This is a genomic window from Anabaenopsis arnoldii, assembly GCF_028331025.1.
In the GTDB taxonomy this organism is placed as follows: Bacteria; Cyanobacteriota; Cyanobacteriia; order Cyanobacteriales; family Nostocaceae; genus Anabaenopsis; species Anabaenopsis arnoldii.
The window spans coordinates 32,090-56,239 of the sequence record NZ_JAQMUH010000194.1; the positions used below are offsets into that span (position 1 = coordinate 32,090).

Here is a 24,150-nt window from a genome sequence, read left to right on the forward strand (position 1 = left end):
TCTTAAGATTCCATCTCAGCTAATTCTAACCAGCGTTCTGTAGCTATATCAATGGACTGCTTCAGGTTTTCTACCTGTTCGTAGAGTTTTTGGACCTGGGTGTAATTCCCCCCAGATAGACTACTCAAGGCTTTCTCCGCTTCCGCTTTCTCAGATTCCAACTTCGCAATTTTAACTTCTAACTCCCCAAATTCCCGCTTTTCCCAATTTGACAGTCGGCGACGCTTTTTATTTTCCGTCACTGTAGATGAACTGCTAACCTTGGGTGTTGCTGGTGGTTTTTCAGCCACATTGGCCGCTTGCTGTTGTTTTTCTAGCTCCTCTTCTGCTTTTTTGTAATCTAGATAAACTGAGTAATTACCTGGATATTGTCGCAGATTACCGCCCTCCTCCAGGGCAAAAACATTATCTACAGTCCGATCTAAAAAGTAGCGATCGTGAGAAACCGCAATTACACACCCCGCAAAATCTTCTAAATAATCTTCTAGTACCGCCAATGTTTGCACATCTAAATCATTAGTTGGTTCATCTAAAATCAACACATTGGGCGCACCAATGAGAATTCGCAACAAAAATAAACGGCGTTTTTCGCCCCCAGATAATTTATGAATTGGCGCGTACTGCTGGTTTCCCGGAAACAAAAATCGCTCCAACATTTGCGAAGCCGAAATTTGAGTACCGTCGGCGATTTTGACAAATTCCCCTTCTTCCTTGATATAGTCAATCACCCGCTGATTTTCATCTACCGCTGCGAGTAACTCTTCAGAATGCTGATCAAAATAACCAATGTGAACCGTAGCCCCAATTTCCACAGTACCAGAATCAGGTTGAATCCGCCCGGTAATCATATCCATTAAAGTAGATTTCCCAGTACCATTACCCCCAATAATCCCAATCCTGTCTTCTGGACTAAATTCATAGGTGAAATTATTAATCAGAGTGCGGCCATCATAGCCCTTAGATACATTATTTAATTCAATCACCTTTTTACCAATGCGGCGGCTGACTGTGGAAATCTCCACTTTACCTTGAACTTGTTTAAACTCAGTTTCCCGCATGGCTTGGATGCGTTGAATTCGGGCTTTTTGCTTAGTACTCCTGGCTTTTGGCCCGCGACTCAACCATTCTAATTCCCGACGTAATACACCTTGATGTTTACGTTGGCTACTCATAGCCGACTCTTGGGCTAAAGCTTTCTTTTCCAGGTAATATGAATAATTACCTGCATAGGTGTAAACATCACCTCTGTCTATTTCAATAATCCGGCTTGTGACCTGATCTAGGAAATAGCGATCGTGAGTAATCAGTAGCAGCGTACCACGAAAGCGATTTAAATAACTTTGCAGCCATTCCACAGACAGCGCATCTAAATGGTTAGTAGGTTCATCCATCAGTAAAACGTCTGGTTCCGATAGTAAAGCTGTAGCTAAAGCAATGCGCTTGCGATATCCCCCTGATAAAGTCCCAACCACCGCATCAAAATCAGAAATTCCTAACTTAGTTAAAATAATTTTGGCGTTGGTTTCCAACTCCCAAGCGCCCGTGGTTTCCATCCTTTGCATCACCCCAGACAAGCGGGACATCAACTGACTATCTTCTGGATGATCAACAAGTTTGTGAGATAGTTCCTCATACTCACGTACTAAAGACAAGTGTTCACCGCTATCGGCAAAAATTTGCTCTAAAACTGTGTAATTCTCGTTTACATCTGGTTGTTGGGGTAAGTAAATTACCTTTGCACCAGCACTAAAAGTAATCTGTCCACTATCAATTGATTCTAATCCGGCAATCATTTTTAACAAAGTTGATTTACCAGAACCATTAGTACCAATTAACCCCACTTTATCAGTAGCATCTAAACTAAAACTGGCATCTCTTAAAATTTCCTTGATCCCAAAATCTTTTTTAACTGATTGTAATGTAATAATACTCATAGAAATTAGTCGTTTTAACTTTCAAATTATTTTGCTATTTTAATTATTATAAGCATAAATATTGATTGTGGGGTGGGCATCTTGCCCGCCCTGCCTACCTACTCCCATCAAATCCGGCTGTATCCATAGAGGACTAAAGTCCTCACTACAAACCTGATCTAAACTAGAAGACTAAAATCCTCACTACCAATCTGATCTAAGCAAACAAATCCAGGGGCAAATGCCCATACATTTCGTTAATTCCCCCTTCACGATAAGATTGACAAGAAATTAATACTCCCCGATGATGTCCCGCATAGGAATCAAGATAACATAAACCATTTTTGCCATTCAATTTGATATAAACTGGACCTTCTGGTGTTGGTAAATTACTCGGGGCTTCATAGCCAAAAGCATAAGAATAAGTTCTCATCGCCAGTATCCCTTCTGCGGCTGTATCAGCACAAATTCCCAATATTTGGTAATCAGAAATACTAGTTACCAAAATTAAAGCCCGACGCACTAAAGCCTCCTCTGAGGGTTTGAGGATAGGTGCTATATCTAAGCAGTTGAATTTGTTCAGAATTTTTTTGGCTTCTGAGACTGTGAGATTTTGATGGTTGGGAGTTGACATAACTTAGTTTCTTATGTTCTGGTTGAGTTTTGCTAGTGGTGTGTGTGAGGTGGGTATAGCCCACCCCGCTATGATTAACCTAAATTATGATTGGTCGGTAACATTACCTAAGTTGAAAATGAATGGTACACTGCCTTTGGCTTCACCACCCATAACGAGAACTTTCGGCATTTGAGCGCCGCCAGTTCTCCAAGCTTCAATTGCTTCTTTTTGCAGAACTAACTCTCCCCCTTGGGCTTTGAGGGTTTCTGCTAAAAGTCTTTGAGCCTCTGCTTTACCCTTAGCGCGATTAACATCTGCTTGCGCTTCTTGTTCAGCTTCTCGTGCTACATAAACTGCTCTTTGAGCCCGTTGTTCAGCTATTTGTTTTTCTTCTACAGCCCTGGCAAACTCCGGTGAGAAATTCAAGTCAACTACACTAGTGTCTAAAACGATTATCCCATATTTAGCCAAGCGATCGCCCAAGGCTAAATCAAAATCCTCTTTTAATTCACTTCTTTTGGTAATTGCTTCTTCTACCGTTCTTCTGGCCGCCGCGATTTTAAACGCTTCCTGTGTTTGCGGCGCAATTATCTTTGAAACAATATTTGCTAAAGTTCCTTGTCTTCTTCTCACCTCAACTACCTGCGCCGGATCAAGGCGAAAGTTAATCGCAAATCTTGCAGATAAATTTTGCAAATCCTTGGTAGAACTTTCCGCCGGGACTTCAAACTTTTGTACTGTCAAATCATACACATCAACTACTGAGATAAGCGGTGGTTTAATGTGAATACCTTCCAGTAGCGCCCCATCTCTAGCTCTACCTAAGATGCTGATGACTCCTGCTTGTCCCGGGCTGAGAATCACAAAGGAATTTACACCCACAAGGACAACCAGTGCTAATACAATACCCAAAACTGTAGTTTGCCAATTCCCGAATTGCTGACTTTTCAAGGTTTGATCTCCTTTTGCATCTTTAGGCAACTCCTGTACTATGGTGACACGTCTTCAGCTGTTCTCACCGAAGAATCAGATTACAAAAGCCAGATGCTCTCCTCTCCCCTATGGTGGTAATATCGGTTTCACCCAATGGTAAATGACCTTAGCTGTGGCTGACCAAAAGCCCTATCTGTCAGCCCTGACTTGACTACTAACACGAGTATTCGCAATAAATTTGACTCGTTATCGGCTGTTTGATTTTGGGTAAAGTTTTTAACTTGGCAGCACCAGCATTAATTGCCATGGCAGTTGATCTGCTAGTTAAGCAGCAAGATTCTATCATTGGTTAGTTTGGTGTTCAAGATACCTTTGGACAATTTTCACTTCTGTTATAATATCTGAATGTTTGGCTGTGGTGGCGCGGTTTTTGCAGTTTTGGTGACAAACTGGGGTAAGATAGGTTTCACGTACTAGGCGCACCAGGCGCAGAGAGTTTATGATGTTTGGTAGTGGTGGCGCGGTTTCCCATAATAGCAAGTGGCGTGTTGAGTTAGATAAGTTTGTTAGGGATAATCACCGCGATTTGGCGGCTGTTTTTTGGGGGTTGTGGTTACAAAATGGTAATGAGCAGGGTACCCTGGGTATTGATTTACAGCCTAGTCCCCATTTTATTTATTGTCCTCAAGGGGCGATTGAGGTTTTAAATCAGAAGGTAGAAAATCGTCTTCAGGAAATTTTGGGAATTATTGACCATCATGATCCTGAGGTGGAAGTGTTGATGATTGCAATTGGTAAGGGTGAACTGAAGTTGATTCAGTTTGCGCCTGAACCTCCCCCCCCGGTTTGTTTTGCACAGGTGGGTAAGGATGTGAATGAGTTATTAGATTTGTTGGAAGCAAGGTTAAATGAGGTGGAGTTTTTTTAAGCTGAGTTAGCACTGAGGTTTTATTGGTCTCCCTCTATGACTGTTAACACGGCTTTGGGTAAAAGTTTATCTTTGAACCAGACTATTTTGGCGGGGACGTTATCTAATTTGACTCCAGCTTTTTCTAGGTTCAATCTTTCGGAAATGGCTAAAATTAAATTCTCACATCCAGAACGCCGCACTTGATAAAATTTCTTTTGTAAATATTCCGGTCGCCAATAACCAACTATTTCTAGTAAGTAGTCACGTCCATCAGGATGTACTAGGCGAAAGTCGGGAATCATGACGCTACCAGGTATGGGAATTAAATCTACTTCTCGCTCTAATACCCAATCGGTTTTAAGTACATCCCATTTCTCGGCAAAGGATGACTCTAACATACTATCGTAAGGTTTACCGGGGGAATAGTGGGAGACTAAGCCACATTCAGAGTTGAGGGTAAAACGTCGGGTGTTCCATTGTTTGGTGTCAAAATCTCTGCTCTGTAAGGTGGCGCAAAGACTCCATTTAGTCACATGAAGTAAGGCGGGAATTAATTTGGCGATCGCCAGTCCATATCTTGTACTCGGTCTAAATAAACTTGTCGGACCGTCAACAGTAATTGTAAATCCATGGTCAGCATCCCCCTCAATATACGCCATCAATTGAAACAATTTTAAATAACGAAATAATAGTTTATATTGCCCCGGCACATTGCGATGAGCATTTAAAGTTAACTGACTGGCTTTATAAAAAATTCCCTGGACTTGAGACAAGTTATATCTATTTAATAATTCTACGGGCGTGGGTGCTTCAAAACTAGTTAAAATCTTATTTTCATTCAAATCAGCATATAACCCATCCCGCACTTGTTCCCATAAAACTTCTCTTTGCAGTTGCTGACTCAGTTCATCAGCAATTCTAGTTAAAATAATTTGGGTTGATTCTCTACTACAAACAGACTGGGAGGCTAAACTAAATACCCGCTCTCTTAACATGGGTGGTTCTAGGGGACTAACTACCTCAAAGGTACAGAAACTGCTTTTGAGAATATAACCTAACCCCCGCTTGACTCGGTAATCTGTCCCGTCTCCCTCTAGGTCTAACAGTTGACTTTCTAGCAACCCTACAGACTTACCCCGCGCTTCCTCAAAACAATTAATCAACTCCTGCGCTAACTCCAAACTATGGCGATCAATCTTCAATCTCTTGGGAATGATTTCCTCTCCGTTCTGGCGATGACTCAGTAAATCCGTCGGTAACATTTCCCTGATCTGTTGAATATTTAATGTCTAACTGTTCTGCTGCTTTGGGGACTCTACCTTGACCCCCGCCATAAATTACCCGTAAATTCCCCTTGTTCTCTGGGTGTTTTTCCCTGCTCTGGGTTTGGTGATCCACCCCCCTGCGTCTGGCGGAGGTTCCCTCTTCGCTGGTATCTTCTGCTACTACTTCATATAAAATCGCCTGTTTATTAGCTACATTCCCCTTTCTTAACACCCTACCCAACCGCTGTATATACTCCCTGGTAGAACCAGTACCAGATAAAATAATGGCCACGGAAGCAGCGGGAACATCAACCCCCTCATTTAAGACATGGGAAGCTACCAAGGTATTATACTCACCCTCTCGAAACTTGGTGAGGATTTCGTGCCGTTCTTTGACAGGAGTTTGATGGGTAATGGCGGGAATTAATAACTGTTGGGAAATTCTATATACTGTGGTATTATCGGCTGTAAAGATTAAAATCCGCTCCGGGAAGTGTTGGGCTAATAGGTCGGCTAAAATTCGCAACTTGCCATCAGTACCTAAAGCAATATTTTTCGCTTCCCGGTGTGCTAACATAGCTCTACGACCTGCAGGCGATCGCCCACTCATTTTCACAAACATTTGCCAACCTTGAATACTCCCCAGGGAAATTTTAGACTGGCGGAGAAAGTCGTTACGGGTTTGAATTAACTGGTTGTATCGCTCTCGCTCCTGCTGGGATAACTTCACCTTCATATGCACAATTTCATGATGAGCTAAAGCACCCCCCGCTAAATCCTCAGCGCGTTTGCGATAGACTTCTGGACCGATAAGTATATTTAAATCAGCGTGTTTCCCATCAGTACGTTCCGGTGTAGCTGAGAGTCCTAACCGATAAGGAGCAATAGAATACTCAGCAATTACCCGCCCAAAGTCTGTTGGTAAGTGATGACATTCATCAAAAATTATTAAAGCATATTTATTGCCTAAACTTTCCGCATGAATTGCCGCACTATCATAAGTCGCCACTAAAATCGCCGTGCGATCGCCCGAACCACCCCCCAACAAACCCACCTCAGCATCAGGAAAAGCCGCGACTAAATGAGCATACCACTGATGCATTAAATCCAGAGTTGGCACTACAATTAGGGTAGTCCGGGGTGTAGATTGCATCGCCATTTGTGCTAAATAAGTCTTTCCCGCCGCCGTGGGGAGAACCACAACCCCCTGTCTACCCCCCAATTTCCAAGCCGTTAACGCCTCAATTTGGTGGGGGTAAGGCTCCATTTCTAAACTGGGGATTAAATCCACCGGGTAAAATTCCTTGGCTTCATCAATAAAATATACCTCCTCCCCTTGCAGTGCTTCCACCACAGCGCGATAATTAATCGCGGGAATCCGAAACTTTTCCACCCGGTCATCCCATGTAGCGTAATCCATCCACCCTTTACCCCTTGGTGGTGGATGTAAAATTAAAGTACCTCGGTTAAATTGTAGGGTGGGTGTGCGAGCCATTACATATGAAGATTTACAAGCTAGGTTACTGACAGTATTGAAAATTATCGGGGTTGGGGTGCAGACAGTCTGGGTTGAGACAGTAGATTTGATTGCTCATGTCTGGGGCGGTTTGTCTGGTGGTGATTGCCAAGAAGTATTATACACTTAAGTATGGGTTAAAGTGCCCGCACAAAAAACTTTTATGGCACACACCGAACGGTTCCACCAAGGACGGATAATTTACAGGATGAACAGAGAGATTTGATCACCAATTACCAATTACCTAATAAAAGATATGGAGATTTAAGCAATGCTGAACTTGCGAATTACCAAAGAACAAGTATTTAGTTTACTTGAACAATTATCTTGGCAAGAAAAACAGGAGATTTTCCAATATCTGAGTCAAAAACTCCATCGCCAACCAGTTGATAGTCAAGCCAATCTTGATCATGCTTTAGAGCATCCCATTAACCAACTCTCAGGCAAAATTACAGCTTTTCAAGGGGTTAATGCTTTAGCTTGGCAAGAGCAAATCCGGAGTGAGTGGGATGAAACTGGATTATCTCATTGATACTAATATTTTTATCTCATTGTTCAATCAAGAATTAACCCAACCTGTCCCCAATGGTAACATAGGTTATTCTGTGATCACAAGTATTGAGATTTTGTCTTTTAAGGGTTTATCTTTGGAGGAAGAGAATCTAATTCGCTCAACTCTAAAAACTCTTATCGAAGTATCTCTAGATGCGGCTATTGCCGAAAAAACGATTCAATTACGACGAAAATATAGCTTAAAGATTCCCGATGCTGTTATTCTTGCGAGTGCTTGGGAGTGTGCAGCAGTGTTGATTACGAATGATCAGCAGTTGTTCAAAATCAGCGAAGTACAGGTTATTTCTTTGCCAACGAAAAGTTAGGTAAGAGGGAACAGGGAACGGTTCCACCAAGGACGGATAATTTACAGGATGAACATAGACCCTATGCTAGTATCCTATTCTCAACTTTATCAACGGTTTATTGAGCAGGTTATTGGTTTAAGTCAAAAAAAAGATTTTTCCTTAACTGCTTTAATCACTAACTATATTAGCATGAATTACCAGCTTAAATTAGAACAAATAGACAAGTTAAAAGCCTGGTTAGATGACTTTAGACCATTTGACCAAACAATAATCGCCGAACTCAAAAAGCTGTATCATGTCCGCTTTACTTATAACTCTAATGCCATTGAAGGGAATACTTTAACTCAAAGTGAAACTGAGTTAGTGTTAACCAAGGGAATTACAATTGGTGGTAAGACTCTTGATGAACATTTAGAGGTAATTGGACATAAGGAAGCGATTGACTATATTGAGAGTTTAGCCCAAAAAGATACAGTAATTAATGAATGGGAGATTAAACAAATTCACAATCTAATTCTGAGAAAAATTCACCCTAATGAGGCGGGATATTATCGGCAATTAGATGTAATGGCTGCAGGGACAAATTATATTTATCCTCCCCATTATTTACTGTCTCAATTAATGACAAATTTTGTGATCTGGCTCAATTCAGATGCTGCTTTAACACTCCATCCTGTAGAATATGCAACCATGGCACATTATCGTTTTGTTTCTATCCATCCTTTTCGAGATGGGAATGGCAGAACGGCTAGATTATTAATGAATTTATTGTTAATTCGTGCCGGTTATCCTATTGTAGTGATTAATAATCAAATTCGTAATGATTATATTCATGCTTTAGCCTATGGACAACAAAACCAAGATGATTTAAGTCAGTTGTTTGATTTGGTTTGTGATGCTACTATCAGTTCATTGGTGGAAACTTTAAGGTTATTAGTAACTGCGAGTAGCAGTAGGGAAAAAGGGCAGGTTTTTTATCAGGAAATTACTGATTTTATTGATAATTTTTTGATAAAATAGGTAAATTGCTGTTTTAAATTAATCGGACAATTCCATTATTCAGGGCGATCGCCCTGGGTGCGGGTGTATCCGGGTTGTATATATTATTGCATAGGGAGCCAGGGAATAAATTCCCTGTCTGAAAGCTCAAGTCGGTTAAAAACCGACTGGTTTTGGGGTGGGGTGGAGGTTGTTCTAAAAGCGACTTAATTACCTTTGTGAGCGATCGCCCCACGATTACCGCTATGCTAGGGATTAAAAATCGCCTGTCCCGAATAAATTACCTACCAAAAACGGTGGATTACCCCAGAGCAACTAGCTGCGATCGCAGATAAATACGCCAAAAATAGTTATGGTGAATATTTATGTAAGTTATTAGGACAAATCCCTTGACCCTTTGATTTCGGTGGTTGAGCGAAGTCGAAACCACAATCCCGCCAATACCCCCTGATATTCCTTCGACTTCGCTGACGGGAACGTATTGATTTCGGTTTCGATCTTACTATCGAATATTATTATTTTACCCCACCCTAACCCTCCCCTTGTAAGGGGAGGGGACTGGATTTGATTGTTTTTTGTGTGTTCGGTGTGTTCCCCAATCCTTCAGTGTTCCCTGTTCCCTGTTCCCTTTACTCTGTATAGGACTATTATTTGATTCTTGAACAAGACTATGATTATATTATTGCCATAAAGCCATAATTAAATTGATAAATTAAATTAACAAATCACACGAAAATCCTGACACCCCTCCCTAGTCGGTTTTCAACCGACTTAAGCTTTTAGACAGGGAATTTATTCCCTGGCTCCCGTGTGGATAACTATAAATTATGGCTCCCGTGTGGATAACTATAAATTATGGCTCCCGTGTGGATAACTATAAATTATGGCTCCCGTATGGATAACTATAAATTATGGCTCCCGTGTGGATAACTATAAATTATGGCTCCCGTATGGATAACTATAAATTATGTCTCCCGTGTGGATATTAAAAACTCTTAACGTCCTGGACAATTATTTCTATTTGTGAACTTGTTAACTCTGGGAACATGGGTAGGCGCAATAAACAATCAGACAGAAGGTTAGTATGATCCATCTTCCCATTCACCCGTCCATAATGCTTACCAGCAGGAGAGCTATGTAAAGGTACATAGTGAAACACCGCATTAATACCTTGTTCTTTCAAGTAGTTAATTAGCTGGGTACGGGTTTGTAAATCCTCTAGCAGGATATAGTACATATGTCCATTGTGCTGACACTCAGGGGGAATGATAGGACGGCGTAATTTACCGGATTTTTCTACAGGTTCTAGCAGTTGATGATAATGGTTCCATACTTTGAGGCGGTTGGTAATAATTTGTTGTGCTTCTTCAAGTTGCGCATAGAGAAAAGCGGCAATTAATTCTCCTGGTAAGTAACTAGAGCCTTTTTCTATCCAGGTATACTTATCTACCTGTCCCCGGAAGAATTGACTGCGGTTAGTGCCTTTTTCCCGAATGATTTCCGCTGATTCTGTGAATTGGGGATTATTGATAATTAAAGCACCGCCTTCACCGGCGATAATATTTTTGGTTTCATGGAAACTAAAGCAAGCCAAGTCACCAAAACTACCAAGGGGTTTTCCTTTATAGGATGACATCAGTCCCTGGGCTGCATCTTCAATTAACAATAGTTGATGTTTGGTGGCAATTTGTTGCAAGGTATCCATTTCACAACCAACCCCAGCATAATGGACGGGGACAATGGCGCGGGTGCGGTGTGTAATAGCTGTTTCTACTAGGGTTTCATCTAAATTGAGGGTGTCGGGGCGGATATCTACAAATACGGGAATAGCTCCCCTGAGAACAAAGGCGTTGGCGGTGGAAACGAAGGTATAACTGGGCATAATTACCTCGTCTCCTGGTTCCAAATCGGCTAAAATAGCTGACATTTCTAGGGCGGCGGTGCAGGAGTGAGTCAGGAGGGCTTTATGGGAGTGGGTATGGTTTTCTAGCCATTGATGGCATTTTTTGGTATAATTTCCATCCCCGGCGAGTTGTCCTGCGTGGTGAGCTTGGCTGATATACCATAGCTCTTTACCTGTCATGTAGGGTTTGTTAAAGGGTATTTTATTCATGGGTTATTGTTTGTAGGCAATTACTAACAAAGAGCCGCCCCAGGGAAAGGAAAAACCTAGTTTAATCAACCAGCGTTCTACATCTAAAATTTTCTCTAAGAGGTAATTTAAGCTGCCACTAATTTTTAACTCACTGGTGGGGTCATAATTCTTTGATGAGCGCTGATTGAGTCGAGAAAGTAGCATTAAGGGTAAGAGAAGAGAAACAAAAGAGGTAACTTTTACTACTTTAAATCCTGTTTGCTGTAACTTGGTGATTAAATCTTGTTTAATATAGCGCCGGACGTGGTGAGCGTAGGTATCAGCTTGACTCCATAACCAGGGATGTTGGGGGACAGTCAGTATTATACCCCCACTGAGTGGAATAGCTTGATACATTTGTATAAGTACATCTTCATCTTGTTCTATGTGTTCCAGAACGTCAAAAGCTCCAATAATATCAAATTCCTCGGCAAAGGGGATATTACGGGCATCCATTTGAAAAAGTGTTGTTTTACACAGGCGTTCTGTGGCAAATTGTAAGCCGGTAGTAAATATTTCACTACCGCAGGTGATGAGGTGGGGGAGGTGTTTTTCAATTCCCTGAAGGACAAAGCCAGTTCCGCAGCCGATTTCTAGGAAGGTTTGAGCGTGGGGGAAGTAATGTTTAATGGCGTAAATGATTAAGCGGTTGCGGGCGCGAAACCAGAAGTTTTTGGCTTCTAGTTTTGCTAGTATGGGGAAGGCTGAGTCCTCAAATCCTTCGCTAGCCGCTGCGAGTTGCGGTGCAAAGCTCTGGTGTCCATCTAATATTGGGGGTGTGTAACCACAGGCGGGACAATCCCAGTTAGGTTGGTTAAAATGATGGTGACATTGGGGGCAGATTTTCATCGAAAATTATTGTTTATTAAAAAAAATATGTGATTTTTCCGTTTAATCTGGTTTTATACATTCTATAATGATATGAGTATAGGGTATCCGTAATAAGTCATGACGAATGTTACAGGATGTATGTGGGGGGGGGAATAAATTATACCCTAGATTTAAGTAACCTTTTTCATCCCTTACATTTTGTCCCCGGTCTTTAGATATAATCCATCTGGCAATGGGGGATTGATTCTCTGTGTAGCAATTCTCGACAGCTACTAATCGGCCTCCGGGTTTCAAGGCAGTGTGAGCTAATTTAAACAGTTTTTCTGCTTCTATATCGTCAAGATGATGTAATACTCCAAACACTAGAACAATATCAAAATATTCCCTATATGTGAGGTTGTCAGATGTGACTAGTTGACAGATAAAGGTTCCCTGATTGCCATAACGCTTTTTGGCATCACTAATATACTTTTCACTGGCATCAAATCCTATATACTCCACTTGGGGTAAATAGGCTAATATATTAGCAGGTCCACAACCAATATCTAGTATGCGATCGCCGATACTGGGTCTGAGATAATTTTTAATCAGAATACTATAGACTCTATTCTGACCTAGGATTTTTTGAAATAAGCTATAAAAGAAAGGGATTGAAAGGATTGAGCGAATTCCTTGGGTAATTTGGGGCATATTAATTTTTTATGATTCTTTTGAGAAGTGGATTTCTACCCTTTGCTACCAATGATAATACCTAAGATAATGAATCCCAACCCCAGAGATTTGGGAATAGTTACGGGTTCTTTAAAGAAGATGGCGCTGAGGAAGAGGACTAGGACAAAGGCTAAACTCATGAATGGGTAAGCATAGCTGAGGTCAAATTTAGTCATGGCGGCCATCCAGCTAATTGCTGCTAGGAATGCACCAGCAAAGCCACTAATTACCCAGGGGTTGAGTAGTAGTTTAATGATGTATTCTAGTTTGGCTATATTGTCTGGGGGAAGTGCTCCCGCCAGTTGCACTTGCCATTTAATCACAATTTGTCCGTAGACTGTGAACAGGATGGTTAGGAGAATGTAAAGATGATTCATTAGTATTATTGAAAATTGTATGTAATTGGTATGTAATTGAGTTGAAATAGTAATTAATTATTCTACAAGTAAATGATATATATCTACCGGTTTTCTAAACCTAAATCCTAAAGATGAATAGAGATTTAGAACGGCCACATTAGATATAGATATTGAACTTGTTAATTCTTGATAACCTTTTTCTAATAATCTTTTACAAGCAATACTCCAAAAATATTTGGATAGTCCTTTTCCTCTATACCCTTTACTTAAAGCATGGAGTATAATTTTATTATCTGAATATGCCCAAAAACCTACTACAGAACCGTAAAACATTAAACTAAAAACTGTTTTGGACTGCCAAAGGTCTCTTAACCACAAATCATATCTTAGATCCGCAAGATTTTGATTTATATTAAAATCTCTATGGAAGCGACCATAAGTGAAAGCACCATAAACAATCTGACTTATTTCTTCTATGTTTAATGGTTCACAAATCTCTATACCCTCTCTTTTATATGTTAATAACCTCTCAGAAGTACAATAAGGTTCAATTAAGGTATCACAATAATAAAAACCGAACTCATGTAATGTTTTCTTTGGGGCTAATGGGTTAATTTTAATAGTATAGTGTCCCTCAGATTTTTGCTTTTTAATTTTCTCTAGCGTATTTCTTAGATCATTTTCAGATATATAGGGTATTTCAAATGTTTTGATTCCAAAAGCGCGAGAATCCCATGGAGTAAATACAATATCCTCAGACATATTCATCACATTTTTTTAGTTCATAACTGATATTTAAAGTTTCATGTACAGTATCAGTCTTATTCCTGACTAAATATAAAGGTCTTCTTTTTGTCTGATCAAAAGTTTTCCCTAAATAAATACCTAGTATTCCCAGAATAGAAATAATAATCCCACCTAGAAAATACAAAGACACAATCAGGCTACTCCAACCAGTTACAGGCGAACCATAAAACACAAACCTAACAGCAATATAAATACCATAAATAAATGACAAAGTGGAAATCAGAAAACCTAACTTAATAGACAGGCGTAGAGGCTTGTCTGAATAGGCGATAATTGTTTCACTAGCTAGTTTCCAGAGTTTAGCGAAAGTATAAGTGCTTTTACCCTCAAAACGCTGGTCATGGGTAATGTTAATACTAGCGGTGGGAAATCCCATCCAATCTACCAACCCTCCAAAAAATCTCAGTTGTTCCCGCATTAAACAAAAGTTCTCGACAACTTGACGAGAGATAATGCGGAAGTTACCTACTTGTCCATCATATTGTAAATCTGTCAAGTAGTTAAAGATTTGATAAAACAACCATGAAGTAAGTCGCTTCAGCGGGGGATCTTTACGTTTACCTCTGCGAGCTAAGACAACATCATAACCCTGTTGAGCTTTGCGATACAGTCGGGGAATTTCTTCTGGTCTGTCTTGCAAATCACAATCCATAACAACTACCCAGTCAGCGTCACAATGATCTAACCCTGCTGTGATACCATAATGTTGGCCAAAATTGCGACTAAATTGAATTCCTTTCACCCGTGGGTCAGTCTTACTTAACTCCACAATAATATCCCAAGAGCGATCGCCCCCACAATCCTCAACTAAAATGATTTCAAAATCCTGTGTAATCTCAGACAAGGAAACCTTAAGCCTCTCATAGAGAACATCAAGGCTTTTTTCTGCTTTATATACAGGGATGACAACGGATATATGAGACATTTGATGATGGTTGGAGTAAATGCAATTCTAGACTGGAGCTATCCCACAGAGAATTTACTTCTGGTCGAACCCCTGACAAGAATATAGTTGAATTTGTTTCCTGGTCACATTCAACACTTTGTCAAAACCTAATTTAGTGGACTTGGCGCAGATATCTTCCTGAGAAATTGGACGATTCCAAGACTCTGAACTATAGTCCTTCATACCAAAATCCTTAGTTAAATTACAGTTACTATTCTCACCTCTGACTCCATTCAGCAGGGGTAATCCGGTCATTGCAGGAACTACAAAAGATTTATCCCAACAACTTCTTGCACCACGGGGTTGCCAAAAGAATGGAAAGTCATGTGAAATATGAATAGCTAAGTTTTTGTCACCTGGTTCTAATTTCTTTGATTGAATTAATTGAGCAAGTCCGGTTTGGATGTAACCCAACTCTGTCTTGGTGTTGTAGATTTCCCAGTTAATACTGGGAGGAAAAAGTAACAAACCTAACTGACGTTGGAGTTTACTTAAACCTTTCAAATTAGTTAATGACTCTGAATCAGGTGATGAATTGGACTGAGCAGAAAACACATCTAGAGCAGTTACCAACTGATCAGCAAACCCGAACGCCCTATCCTTGTAGCTACCACGATAGACAATTCCCGTTCCACTGGACAATGAAAAAATTAAAACTAAGGCTATCAGTCCCCAACGAGTAGTTGGAGACAAGGGTTTGGTTTCATGGTCTAGGGGATCTACAATGAATAGAAAACCAGTTTTGCGGTTGACTGACCAATAGTCAGCTACAGCAGCCAAGGTAAACAATAAGGTGACTAACAGCGCTGGGTGCATAAAATGATATGCTGCGGTTCCGCCCATATCCAGTAAAGCTCCTGGTAGTTGAGATGCTAAAAATAGCACTGTGAGGATGATCACCTGCGATCGCCCCAGGAATTTTTCTTGATTCCTCTGCAACCAGGAAAATAGGACAATTAACGCTAAAAATACGATATTTGGCCAAATAAAATGAATTGTGTAGATGCGTGCAAAGTGAAAGGGATAGAAAATGTTAGTAAGATTTCCCCCACTAAAGCTAAAGGCTAAAGCTAAACATCCCACAAAAAAAGCGATCGCTAAAGCTAATAACAGTCCTACATATCGCCAATTCAGTTGATTTTTGTGCCAAATTTTAGGGATAAACCCACAGAGGATGAGAAACAAAGCCAGTATCACCCCGGTAGAAATCTTTGCAGCGCCACAAGCTAGGACTGCTACCACGGACAATGTTAGGGGTAAAGGGTCAACTGTGAACCAGCGATTACTTTCCCTAGCTTTGAACAACCATCTTTGCCCTACTGGTACCATGGCTATAAATATAGGAAGGCCAAAATTATAGGATTCACCGCCTAAAGCAGTCCAGATGCGAGTTCCGAACAACCATAAACCTAAAAAAGTAAACCCACAAGCCACTAGTGTAGAAAGTGGAGTTGATAGCAAACACATGAAGGCTAAAACTGTAGCAAAGAAAACCGCCGGTAGAAAAGCAACTTGTTGGCAAATACCTAATAGTAGAGGTACTTGTCCGCCTAAAATGTTGAAATTTGCCGCCACCCAACGATGTACGGCAACATGATAGCTTAAAGGTTGTACACCATCTAATCCTGTTGATGGTGTATTAAACTTAGCGATCATCTGCACAATAGCAGAATGAAACAGGGTATCTGGGTGAACAGTATTAGTATAAGCAGTGAGGTCTGCGAATATATTGGCATAACCATGACCATTGACCACAAAAAAATAAAATACCGCGAGAATCATTCCCGCCCCTGAAAGTTGCAGGGCTTTAATCACCGGTCGGTCTTGTTGGGATAAATATGTAAAGATAGTGGCGCTAATACCGAATATACCCAGAGGAATTAAACTCCATCCCCCTAGGAGGGTTACTAGAAATGGTAATCCCATAAACACCAGGGAACCTATTGGTAATATCCAGATGACATGGGAAACATATCGCCAAGCTAAAGCAACGCCACCAAATAATACACTGGGATAAACAAAGATACCCCACACCTGGCGAGTGATGGTAGGGTCCCAGGTGCGGAAGTGTAAAAATAATAGTGCGGTTACCAGAATATAAATAGTAAATAGCAAAGCTACTTCGCTAACTATTTTACTTTTGACGGCAAAATGTTCTACTCTAGGTTCGGACTGTGACATAGATGCTTATTTACCTGCGTACTATATGATTTTACATTAATAATGTATAATTAATGCAGTTGTATAATAAATTATTATAGTCAGCGAAGAATTTATCAGGAATAAATTCGGTGTAAAATTTGCTGAAATACCATGGCAGCCCAATCTACATCAGCAGGGGTAGTTTCACGCCCAAGGGTGAAACGTACCCCTCCTAAAGCTGCTGACTCTGAATAACCCATTGCTAAAAGTATGGGACTGGGACTAAGTTTACCACTATGACAGGCAGAACCAGCACTAATACCAATACCAGCCAGATTCATTTGTCTAACTAGGGCTTTACCACTGATTTTTTTACCATCAGCCTCCTTGATACACAAACTCACATGGTGAGGTAACCGATTGACTAAATCACCCGTGGGGACTAAACCGGGAATATCTGCTAATTGGGCAAATAGGCGATCGCGTAAGTTAATTAACCGGGGTGTTTCTCTGGGTAATTCTACCGCTGCTAATTGTGCCGCAATTCCAAAACCCGCAATGGCGGGGACAGCTTGAGTACCGGAGCGTAAACCCATTTCTTGACCCCCACCACACAGTAGGGGAACTAATTCTATACCTGGACGCACATAGAGCGCCCCTGCTCCTTGGGGTCCATATATTTTATGACTAGAAATACTCAGTAAATCTATTGATAATTCTTGCACATTTATGGGTAAACGTCCCGCCGCTTGTACCGCGTCAGTGTGAAATAAAACCCCGTGTTCCCGCGTAATCTTTGCTAATTCTGCAATGGGTTGGACTGTACCAATTTCACTTTGTCCATAAATTACAGACACTAAAACAGTATTGTCTTGTAATGCTGCTTGTAACTCTTGGGGGTTAACCCTCCCCTTGCAATCTACACCCAAGCGGGTTACCTCCCAACCCCACTTTTCTAACAACCGCGCAGGTTCAGAAATAGCGGAATGTTCCACCTGAGAAATAATTATATGTTGGGGTAGATTATATAATCTAGCAATGCCAATGATAGCTAAATTATTGGACTCAGTACCACCAGCGGTAAAAACTATGGATTCTGGCGCACCATGAATTAATTCTGCGACTTCGATTCTTGCCTGTTCCACAATTGTAGCCGCCCGTTGTCCCCACTCATGTAAACTAGAAGGATTACCCCACTGTTGATTGAGGACTGCTTGCATCGCAGCCATGGCTTCAGGGCGAGTGGGAGTGGTGGCGCTGTAATCTAAATATATTTGCATATTAATAAATAGATAGGAAATACGGCGCTATGGGTCTGTTTCTCAAGGGTTTTCGGCATGATTGTTATAATGTGGCGTTAGGCATAAATTTACCATATATAGCAATCCTCAATGATTCATGAACAATTTCTGTTCGGTGTGTTCCCTGTTCCCTTTCCTCACTGATAATTTCTCAACTCAAATAGGATGACAATAGATTGTTGATTTTTCCCCAATCCACTGTTAGTGAACTACCGTGCTGATTTTCCCACCACGAAAATACATCCTGATCTTTTTGCTGGTTTTGATGATCACGGCTTGTCAAAAACTACCAGATAAAACTCAGCTTTTACCAGCCCTACCACAAGACCCACTAGTTAAAGTTTACTTTAACCATTCCCCATCAGCAAAATATCCAGAACCCTATCGCCTACAAACTCGCCTGGGAGATAACCTAGAACAACAGATTATTGATACCATTTCTAGAGCCACATCTACAGTAGATGTAGCCATTCAAGAATTGCGCCTACCAAAAATTGCCCAAGCATTGGTAGCAAGGCAAAAAGCCGGTGTACGGGTGCGGGTAATTTTAGAAAATAATTACAGTCGTCCTTGGAGTAGTTTAACACCGACGGAGGTGCGGAAGTTAAGCCCCAGAGAACAAGCCCGTTATCAAGAATTTTATGATTTTGTAGACCAAAACCGAGATCATCGCCTCAGTGAGGAAGAAATTAATCAACGAGATGGGTTAATAATTTTACAAAATGCCCAAATTCCCTGGATAGATGACCGTGCTGATGGTTCTGCTGGGAGTAATTTGATGCATCATAAATTCTTGGTGGTAGATAATCGTTGGGTAATTGCCACCTCAGCAAATTTTACCCTCAGTGATATCCACGGTCAATATAACAACCCTAGCAGCTTAGGCAATGCTAATAATCTGTTACATATTGACAGTCCGGAATTAGCCAGTTTATTTACTCAAGAGTTTAACATTATGTGGGGGGATGGTCCGTTCGGGAAGCCAGATAGTAGATTTGGCTTGGGTAAACCCAGGCGATCGCCCCAAACTATTCAATTAGGTGAAACTGAAATTACTGTACATTTTTCCCCCACTTCCCGCGGCCAACCTTGGGACAAATCTAGTAATGGTTTAATTGGTCAAAACTTAGCTGAGTCTACCAAATCCATTGATATGGCCTTGTTTGTGTTTTCCGAGCAGCGTCTGTCACCGATTCTAGAAACCCGTCACCTGCAAAATGTGACTATCCGCGCTTTGGTAGATTCAGACTTTGCCTATCGTCACTATAGCGAAGCTTTAGACATGATGGGGGCGGCGCTGAGTTATAATTGTCAATACGAAATTGATAATCATCCTTGGCAAACCCCCCTGACTACTGTTGGTGTTCCCACTTTAGCTCCGGGGGATTTATTACATCATAAATTTGCCGTAATTGACCAAGAAACAGTAATTACAGGTTCTCACAACTGGTCACAGTCCGCCAATTATGGTAACGATGAGTCAGTATTAATAGTCAAAAATCCTACCATTGCTGCCCATTACGACCGGGAATTTACGCGGCTTTATGGGGGTGCGATATTGGGTATACCTCCATTAGTTCAGGAAAAAATCGCCGCACAAGCAGAAGAATGTCCCCAGATAATCACCCGCAAGTCCAGGGATAATCAGGAACTAACCACGGTCAACATTAATACAGCTACTATAGAAGAACTAATAACTCTTCCGGGGATAGGTGAGCGATTAGCGCAAAGAATCATTACTGCTCGTGAGGCGCAAAAATTTAGATCTAGAGAAGATTTAGCCAGAGTCTCAGGCATTAGCAGTAAAATGGTCAACAATTGGGGCGATCGCCTGAGTTGGTGATACTGGGTAAATAATGTTTTGGTTGATATAGCAGTAACCACAAGTGCTAGGACATTTCCCTGCTTGTTGTTCCCCATTCGCTGTTCCCTGTTCCCTGTTCCCTGTTCCCTTAAAACCACAATTATGATGTCCTAACGTGTATGCGTAGTGCTATAACAATTTACCTTGCGCCCCAACATCCAGTAATTGATCCCTTTTTTAAGGAATTACTAAGGTAGTTGTGTCCCCCTGCGGTGCTAGAGTGTAAGATGACATTGCATCATCTCAAGTCTTCTAAGACCCTACCTGAAATATAGTTTCAATTATTAGGTTCCCCATGGTCACCACAGCAGAAAAAACAAATATTGGCTACATTACCCAAATTATTGGCCCAGTTGTAGACGTTAAATTTCCCGGTGGAAAATTACCCAGCATCTACAACGCTTTGAAGATCACAGCCACCAACGAAGCAGGACAGGAAATCAACCTCACAGTTGAAGTACAACAGCTTCTAGGGGACAACCAAGTGCGATCCGTGGCGATGAGCTCCACTGAAGGCTTAGTGCGGGGTCTTGAAGTTGTTGATACAGGCGCTCCCATCAGCGTTCCAGTTGGGAAAGTTACCTTGGGACGGATTTTCAACGTCCTGGGTGAACCTGTAGACAATCAAGGGCCTGTAAATGTTCAGGAAACCCTACCAATTCACCGCCCCTCTCCTCAATTCACTGAACTGGAAACCAAACCTTCAGTATTTGAAACTGGGATTAAAGTTGTTGACCTCCTCACCCCCTATCGCCGTGGCGGCAAAATTGGTCTGTTCGGTGGTGCAGGTGTTGGTAAAACCGTCATCATGATGGAATTAATTAACAACATCGCTACCCAGCACGGTGGCGTGTCTGTGTTCGCTGGTGTAGGTGAACGCACCCGCGAAGGTAATGACCTCTACAACGAAATGATCGAATCTGGGGTAATTAACAAAGATAACCTCAATGATTCTAAAATTGCTCTAGTTTATGGTCAGATGAACGAACCACCCGGAGCCAGAATGCGGGTTGGTCTGTCAGGTTTAACTATGGCTGAGTATTTCCGTGATGTGAGTAAGCAGGACGTACTACTGTTTATTGACAACATCTTCCGGTTTGTACAAGCAGGTTCGGAAGTGTCAGCGCTTCTGGGTCGGATGCCTTCCGCGGTAGGATATCAGCCTACCCTGGGAACTGATGTGGGTGCTTTACAAGAGCGGATTACCTCCACCACAGAAGGTTCTATTACCTCTATTCAAGCGGTGTATGTACCTGCGGATGACTTAACCGACCCCGCTCCCGCAACCACTTTTGCTCACTTGGATGGAACTACAGTACTATCTCGTGGTTTAGCAGCTAAGGGTATTTATCCGGCGGTTGACCCTCTGGGTTCTACTTCTACTATGTTACAGCCTGATATTGTTGGTGCTGAACACTACAATACCGCTCGTGCTGTGCAAGCAACTTTACAACGTTACAAAGAACTTCAAGACATTATCGCTATTCTCGGTCTAGATGAATTGTCTGAAGAAGACCGTCTGATTGTAGCACGGGCGCGGAAGGTAGAGCGCTTCTTGTCTCAGCCTTTCTTTGTAGCTGAAGTATTTACCGGTTCTCCTGGTAAGTATGTGAAGTTGGAAGATACTATTAAGGGCTTCCAAATGATTTTGTCTGGCCAATTAGATGAATTACCAGAACAAGCTTTTTACTTGGTGGGCGATATTAACGAAGCGATCGCTAAGGCTGAAAAGCTCAAAGGTTAGTCATTAGTCATTAGTCATTAGTCATTAGTCGTAATCCTAATGGCTAGTGACAAATTAGGCAAAATTACAGACAAAGGACAAAGGACAAATGACTCTCACCGTTCGTGTAGTCGCACCAGATAAAACAGTCTGGGATGCTGTAGCTGAAGAGGTAGTTTTACCTAGTACTACCGGTCAGTTGGGTATCTTAACTGGACACGCCCCTATGTTGACAGCTCTGGATATAGGTGTAATGCGCGTCCGTGCTAGCAAAAATCAGGATTGGCAAGCCATCGCTCTTTTGGGTGGTTTTGCGGAAGTTGAAGAAGATGAAGTCACCATTCTGGTGAATGGTGCTGAACGTGGCGATAAGATTTCACTTGAAGATGCACGTACCGCTTTTAACCAAGCGCAAACCCGTCTAAATCAGGTGACACCAGGCGATCGCCAAGCACAAATCCAAGCCACCCAAGCTTTTAAACGCGCCCGCGCTCGTTTTCAAGCTGCTGGTGGTATGGTGTAATTTAATATTGGGGTCTATTGGCCTTCTCTGGGGTGGGTGGAAATGTCTCGTTGACCCCGCCCCTGGTTTTAAACGCCAAGGGTCGCAAAGTATTCGCAAAGGTACGCAAAGACTAAGTTATTTTTTTTGCATAATTTTCCAGCATTGTTGGGCGATCGCCCAGTCTTCTTGGGTTTTGATGACTAAGACCCTAATGGTTGAGTCTTCTGTGGCTATATCTTGATCAAGGGGCTGCTGTTGATTTTTTGCCGGGTCAATTTTTAGTCCCAGAAATCCAAAGGCTTCACAGGCTGCTTGGCGAATTCCTGGGGACTTTTCCCCTACCCCGGCGGTGAATACTAAAGCATCTAATCCTTCTAGACTGGCTAGCATGGAACCTATACCAGACCTTAATCGGTGTACGTACATATCCCAAGCGAGTTGGGCGCGATAATCTCCCTCGGCGATGGCTGCAATTACTTGGGGTAAGTCGCTGGATACTCCCGAAATTCCCCTTAAGCCAGAGGCTTTATTTAATACATAATCTAACCGCTCCGCTGAGTAATTTGATTGCCGCAATAAATGAATCAAAATCCCTGGGTCAATTGCACCGGAACGGCTCCCCATCATTAACCCATCCAGGGGTGTAAAGCCCATAGTGGTGTCAATACTGCGACCCTTTTTGATTGCTGCTAGGGAACAGCCGTTACCTAAATGACAGGTAATTAATTTCAGAGATGCTAAATCTCGGTTGAGAATTTGGGCAGCACGCCCAGAGCAGTATTGATGACTGATGCCATGAAAACCGTAGCGGCGAATACCTTGCTCTACCCACTCATAGGGACCGGGGTAAATGGCGGCAGCATCGGGGAGGGTGGCATGAAATCCGGTATCAAATACTGCCACTTGGGTGACATCCCCTAAGCTCTGTTCAATGGCTTCTATCCCTTCTAAGGCGGCTGGATTATGTGCCGGGGCTAGGCTGGATAAACTGGAGATTTTGCTTTTGACATCTTCGGTAATTATTACACTTTTTCTGTATTCCTGACCACCGTGGACTACACGATGCCCTACTACATTGATTTCTGAAAGCTGATCTATGACTTTAGTGGCTCCACGAGTCAAAGTGTAGAGGAGATAGGCTACGTGCGCCCGTCGGGAATCACCATAAATTGATTCTTGTAGTGTTTTACCCGTGGCTGTTTTGACTTCAATCTCTGCTACACCCCGGTCTTGAGTCCAGTTGACTTTGCCTTCCCACAGGGGTTGGGGGGTTTGATTAGGCATAGTATGATCGGGGATTTCATACAAACAACTTTTTTGGCTGCTGGAGCCAGCATTTAAAACTAGTACTTTCATTACTTTTACCGGTTGGGGGCTTGTGAACAGTTAACTGTATAGTTGCCAATTTTCAGCTATTAAATAAAGTCATTACCCATAATTTACCGCAAGGCAAAAACATGAAAGGTTTCCAGAAATTATACTCAGTTGGGATTCTGATGTTTGCCTTCATCTATCCCTCAGCTATGGCTGAAGCTAAAAATACTGATCTTAATTATGTTCTCTATCACCAAAATGCGGGAGTGGAGACAAGTTTCATGGGGGGAGATACTAACCCAGAAGTTTTACAGGCTCATAGATATAACAGAAGTCGTATTAGACGACACCACCATAACTATAGACCAAGAAGGTACTATAGTGCGGCACACTATCGTCATGGGCGTTGGCAGTTAGTTCGCGATCGCCATGGTAGATTAATCTATGACTGGCACAGATATTAAGGTACTGTCAACAAAGGGTGAGTATCTCCTCACCCTT

Annotated in this window: 24 protein-coding genes; 9 read left to right on the forward strand and 15 right to left on the reverse strand. The window is 41.8% G+C overall.

Annotated elements, in window-relative coordinates; translation table 11 throughout:
- Positions 1-2: 2 nt before the first annotated feature.
- The 3 genes from PN457_RS17380 to PN457_RS17390 form a co-directional block, all read right to left on the reverse strand.
- Positions 3-1,934: an ABC-F family ATP-binding cassette domain-containing protein gene (locus PN457_RS17380; protein WP_271734814.1), complete on the reverse strand. Its 1,932-nt coding sequence runs from the start codon at positions 1,932-1,934 to the stop codon at positions 3-5.
- A 196-nt stretch (positions 1,935-2,130) separates the two neighbouring features.
- On the reverse strand, positions 2,131-2,547 hold the full coding sequence (locus tag PN457_RS17385) for a DUF1824 family protein (RefSeq protein ID WP_271734816.1): 417 nt from the start codon (positions 2,545-2,547) through the stop codon (positions 2,131-2,133).
- An 84-nt stretch (positions 2,548-2,631) separates the two neighbouring features.
- A complete protein-coding gene (locus PN457_RS17390) occupies positions 2,632-3,480 on the reverse strand; it encodes a prohibitin family protein (RefSeq protein ID WP_271734818.1) in 849 nt (282 codons plus the stop codon).
- A gap of 481 nt (positions 3,481-3,961) precedes the next feature.
- Between PN457_RS17390 and ccmS the strand changes: the two genes are divergently transcribed.
- A complete protein-coding gene (gene ccmS / locus PN457_RS17395) occupies positions 3,962-4,390 on the forward strand; it encodes a beta-carboxysome assembly chaperone CcmS (RefSeq protein WP_271734820.1) in 429 nt (142 codons plus the stop codon).
- A gap of 20 nt (positions 4,391-4,410) precedes the next feature.
- On the opposite strand, the gene PN457_RS17400 is transcribed toward ccmS, so the two are convergent.
- The gene (locus tag PN457_RS17400; RefSeq protein ID WP_271734821.1) at positions 4,411-5,634 is read right to left on the reverse strand and encodes a DUF790 family protein; all 1,224 of its coding nucleotides are present in this window, start codon (positions 5,632-5,634) and stop codon (positions 4,411-4,413) included.
- Entirely contained in the window at positions 5,564-7,132 is a 1,569-nt protein-coding gene (locus PN457_RS17405; RefSeq protein WP_271734822.1) for a DEAD/DEAH box helicase family protein, read from the reverse strand. The genes PN457_RS17400 and PN457_RS17405 overlap by 71 nt, the downstream gene beginning before the upstream one ends.
- On the opposite strand from PN457_RS17405, the gene PN457_RS18485 reads away from it, so the two are divergent.
- From PN457_RS18485 to PN457_RS17425, 4 genes are all read left to right on the forward strand, one after another.
- Entirely contained in the window at positions 7,122-7,283 is a 162-nt protein-coding gene (locus PN457_RS18485) for a hypothetical protein (protein ID WP_271734823.1), read from the forward strand. The two genes, PN457_RS17405 and PN457_RS18485, sit on opposite strands and share 11 nt — an antisense overlap.
- A 141-nt stretch (positions 7,284-7,424) precedes the next feature.
- Positions 7,425-7,685, forward strand: coding sequence for a hypothetical protein (locus tag PN457_RS17415; protein WP_271734825.1), 261 nt, complete (start codon positions 7,425-7,427; stop codon positions 7,683-7,685).
- A complete protein-coding gene (locus tag PN457_RS17420; protein ID WP_271734826.1) occupies positions 7,663-8,031 on the forward strand; it encodes a type II toxin-antitoxin system VapC family toxin in 369 nt (122 codons plus the stop codon). Before PN457_RS17415 ends, PN457_RS17420 begins: the two co-directional genes overlap by 23 nt.
- Positions 8,032-8,094: 63 nt before the next feature.
- A complete protein-coding gene (locus PN457_RS17425) occupies positions 8,095-9,033 on the forward strand; it encodes a Fic family protein (RefSeq protein WP_271734827.1) in 939 nt (312 codons plus the stop codon).
- 13 nt (positions 9,034-9,046) lie between these two features.
- On the opposite strand, the gene PN457_RS17430 is transcribed toward PN457_RS17425, so the two are convergent.
- The 9 genes from PN457_RS17430 to PN457_RS17470 all read right to left on the reverse strand — a co-directional run bounded on the left by PN457_RS17430 (position 9,047) and on the right by PN457_RS17470 (position 18,222).
- Entirely contained in the window at positions 9,047-9,247 is a 201-nt protein-coding gene (locus tag PN457_RS17430; RefSeq protein ID WP_271734828.1) for a hypothetical protein, read from the reverse strand.
- Positions 9,248-9,997: 750 nt separating this feature from the next.
- Complete coding sequence (gene rffA / locus PN457_RS17435) at positions 9,998-11,125, reverse strand: dTDP-4-amino-4,6-dideoxygalactose transaminase (protein ID WP_271734829.1); 1,128 nt, start codon at positions 11,123-11,125, stop codon at positions 9,998-10,000.
- Positions 11,126-11,128: 3 nt separating this feature from the next.
- On the reverse strand, positions 11,129-11,995 hold the full coding sequence (locus PN457_RS17440) for a class I SAM-dependent methyltransferase (RefSeq protein WP_271734830.1): 867 nt from the start codon (positions 11,993-11,995) through the stop codon (positions 11,129-11,131).
- 42 nt (positions 11,996-12,037) lie between these two features.
- Positions 12,038-12,667: a class I SAM-dependent methyltransferase gene (locus PN457_RS17445; RefSeq protein WP_271734831.1), complete on the reverse strand. Its 630-nt coding sequence runs from the start codon at positions 12,665-12,667 to the stop codon at positions 12,038-12,040.
- A 35-nt stretch (positions 12,668-12,702) separates the two neighbouring features.
- Positions 12,703-13,065 carry an EamA family transporter gene (locus tag PN457_RS17450; protein WP_271734833.1) on the reverse strand — a complete coding sequence of 121 codons (363 nt, stop codon included), beginning with the start codon at positions 13,063-13,065 and terminating at the stop codon, positions 12,703-12,705.
- A gap of 57 nt (positions 13,066-13,122) precedes the next feature.
- Positions 13,123-13,809 (reverse strand): GNAT family N-acetyltransferase, encoded by a 687-nt coding sequence (locus tag PN457_RS17455; protein WP_271734834.1) that lies wholly within the window; start codon positions 13,807-13,809, stop codon positions 13,123-13,125.
- Positions 13,802-14,779 (reverse strand): glycosyltransferase family 2 protein, encoded by a 978-nt coding sequence (locus PN457_RS17460; RefSeq protein ID WP_271734835.1) that lies wholly within the window; start codon positions 14,777-14,779, stop codon positions 13,802-13,804. The genes PN457_RS17455 and PN457_RS17460 overlap by 8 nt, the downstream gene beginning before the upstream one ends.
- Positions 14,780-14,833: 54 nt before the next feature.
- Positions 14,834-16,981: a hypothetical protein gene (locus PN457_RS17465; RefSeq protein WP_271734836.1), complete on the reverse strand. Its 2,148-nt coding sequence runs from the start codon at positions 16,979-16,981 to the stop codon at positions 14,834-14,836.
- A 95-nt stretch (positions 16,982-17,076) separates the two neighbouring features.
- A complete protein-coding gene (locus PN457_RS17470; protein WP_271734839.1) occupies positions 17,077-18,222 on the reverse strand; it encodes a cysteine desulfurase family protein in 1,146 nt (381 codons plus the stop codon).
- Positions 18,223-18,457: 235 nt separating this feature from the next.
- Here PN457_RS17470 and PN457_RS17475 point away from each other — a divergent pair, with 235 nt between their 5' ends.
- The 3 genes from PN457_RS17475 to atpC all read left to right on the forward strand — a co-directional run bounded on the left by PN457_RS17475 (position 18,458) and on the right by atpC (position 22,353).
- Positions 18,458-20,086, forward strand: coding sequence for a phospholipase D-like domain-containing protein (locus tag PN457_RS17475; protein ID WP_271734840.1), 1,629 nt, complete (start codon positions 18,458-18,460; stop codon positions 20,084-20,086).
- Between the two features lie 316 nt (positions 20,087-20,402).
- Positions 20,403-21,851 (forward strand): F0F1 ATP synthase subunit beta, encoded by a 1,449-nt coding sequence (atpD, locus tag PN457_RS17480; RefSeq protein WP_271734842.1) that lies wholly within the window; start codon positions 20,403-20,405, stop codon positions 21,849-21,851.
- Positions 21,852-21,939: 88 nt separating this feature from the next.
- Positions 21,940-22,353 carry an ATP synthase F1 subunit epsilon gene (gene atpC, locus PN457_RS17485; RefSeq protein ID WP_271734843.1) on the forward strand — a complete coding sequence of 138 codons (414 nt, stop codon included), beginning with the start codon at positions 21,940-21,942 and terminating at the stop codon, positions 22,351-22,353.
- 117 nt (positions 22,354-22,470) lie between these two features.
- Here atpC and PN457_RS17490 read toward each other — a convergent pair whose 3' ends face one another.
- A complete protein-coding gene (locus tag PN457_RS17490; protein ID WP_271734844.1) occupies positions 22,471-23,691 on the reverse strand; it encodes an acetate kinase in 1,221 nt (406 codons plus the stop codon).
- A 101-nt stretch (positions 23,692-23,792) separates the two neighbouring features.
- Between PN457_RS17490 and PN457_RS17495 the strand changes: the two genes are divergently transcribed.
- Entirely contained in the window at positions 23,793-24,113 is a 321-nt protein-coding gene (locus PN457_RS17495; RefSeq protein WP_271734846.1) for a hypothetical protein, read from the forward strand.
- Positions 24,114-24,150: the final 37 nt, after the last annotated feature.

What these genes read in the sequence shown, in the direction of transcription:
- PN457_RS17400 (WP_271734821.1), bottom strand. Translation starts at nt 5,634, where the DNA reads ATGTTACCGACGGATTTACTGAGTCATCGCCAGAACGGAGAGGAAATC.
- PN457_RS17490 (WP_271734844.1), bottom strand. Translation starts at nt 23,691, where the DNA reads ATGAAAGTACTAGTTTTAAATGCTGGCTCCAGCAGCCAAAAAAGTTGT.
- PN457_RS17465 (WP_271734836.1), bottom strand. Translation starts at nt 16,981, where the DNA reads ATGTCACAGTCCGAACCTAGAGTAGAACATTTTGCCGTCAAAAGTAAA.
- PN457_RS17455 (WP_271734834.1), bottom strand. Translation starts at nt 13,809, where the DNA reads ATGTCTGAGGATATTGTATTTACTCCATGGGATTCTCGCGCTTTTGGA.
- PN457_RS17445 (WP_271734831.1), bottom strand. Translation starts at nt 12,667, where the DNA reads ATGCCCCAAATTACCCAAGGAATTCGCTCAATCCTTTCAATCCCTTTC.
- PN457_RS17385 (WP_271734816.1), bottom strand. Translation starts at nt 2,547, where the DNA reads ATGTCAACTCCCAACCATCAAAATCTCACAGTCTCAGAAGCCAAAAAA.
- PN457_RS17425 (WP_271734827.1), top strand. Translation starts at nt 8,095, where the DNA reads ATGCTAGTATCCTATTCTCAACTTTATCAACGGTTTATTGAGCAGGTT.
- PN457_RS17415 (WP_271734825.1), top strand. Translation starts at nt 7,425, where the DNA reads ATGCTGAACTTGCGAATTACCAAAGAACAAGTATTTAGTTTACTTGAA.
- atpC (WP_271734843.1), top strand. Translation starts at nt 21,940, where the DNA reads ATGACTCTCACCGTTCGTGTAGTCGCACCAGATAAAACAGTCTGGGAT.
- ccmS (WP_271734820.1), top strand. Translation starts at nt 3,962, where the DNA reads ATGATGTTTGGTAGTGGTGGCGCGGTTTCCCATAATAGCAAGTGGCGT.
- atpD (WP_271734842.1), top strand. Translation starts at nt 20,403, where the DNA reads ATGGTCACCACAGCAGAAAAAACAAATATTGGCTACATTACCCAAATT.
- rffA (WP_271734829.1), bottom strand. Translation starts at nt 11,125, where the DNA reads ATGAATAAAATACCCTTTAACAAACCCTACATGACAGGTAAAGAGCTA.
- PN457_RS17450 (WP_271734833.1), bottom strand. Translation starts at nt 13,065, where the DNA reads ATGAATCATCTTTACATTCTCCTAACCATCCTGTTCACAGTCTACGGA.
- PN457_RS17405 (WP_271734822.1), bottom strand. Translation starts at nt 7,132, where the DNA reads ATGGCTCGCACACCCACCCTACAATTTAACCGAGGTACTTTAATTTTA.
- PN457_RS17460 (WP_271734835.1), bottom strand. Translation starts at nt 14,779, where the DNA reads ATGTCTCATATATCCGTTGTCATCCCTGTATATAAAGCAGAAAAAAGC.
- PN457_RS17495 (WP_271734846.1), top strand. Translation starts at nt 23,793, where the DNA reads ATGAAAGGTTTCCAGAAATTATACTCAGTTGGGATTCTGATGTTTGCC.
- PN457_RS17380 (WP_271734814.1), bottom strand. Translation starts at nt 1,934, where the DNA reads ATGAGTATTATTACATTACAATCAGTTAAAAAAGATTTTGGGATCAAG.
- PN457_RS17420 (WP_271734826.1), top strand. Translation starts at nt 7,663, where the DNA reads ATGAAACTGGATTATCTCATTGATACTAATATTTTTATCTCATTGTTC.
- PN457_RS17470 (WP_271734839.1), bottom strand. Translation starts at nt 18,222, where the DNA reads ATGCAAATATATTTAGATTACAGCGCCACCACTCCCACTCGCCCTGAA.
- PN457_RS17440 (WP_271734830.1), bottom strand. Translation starts at nt 11,995, where the DNA reads ATGAAAATCTGCCCCCAATGTCACCATCATTTTAACCAACCTAACTGG.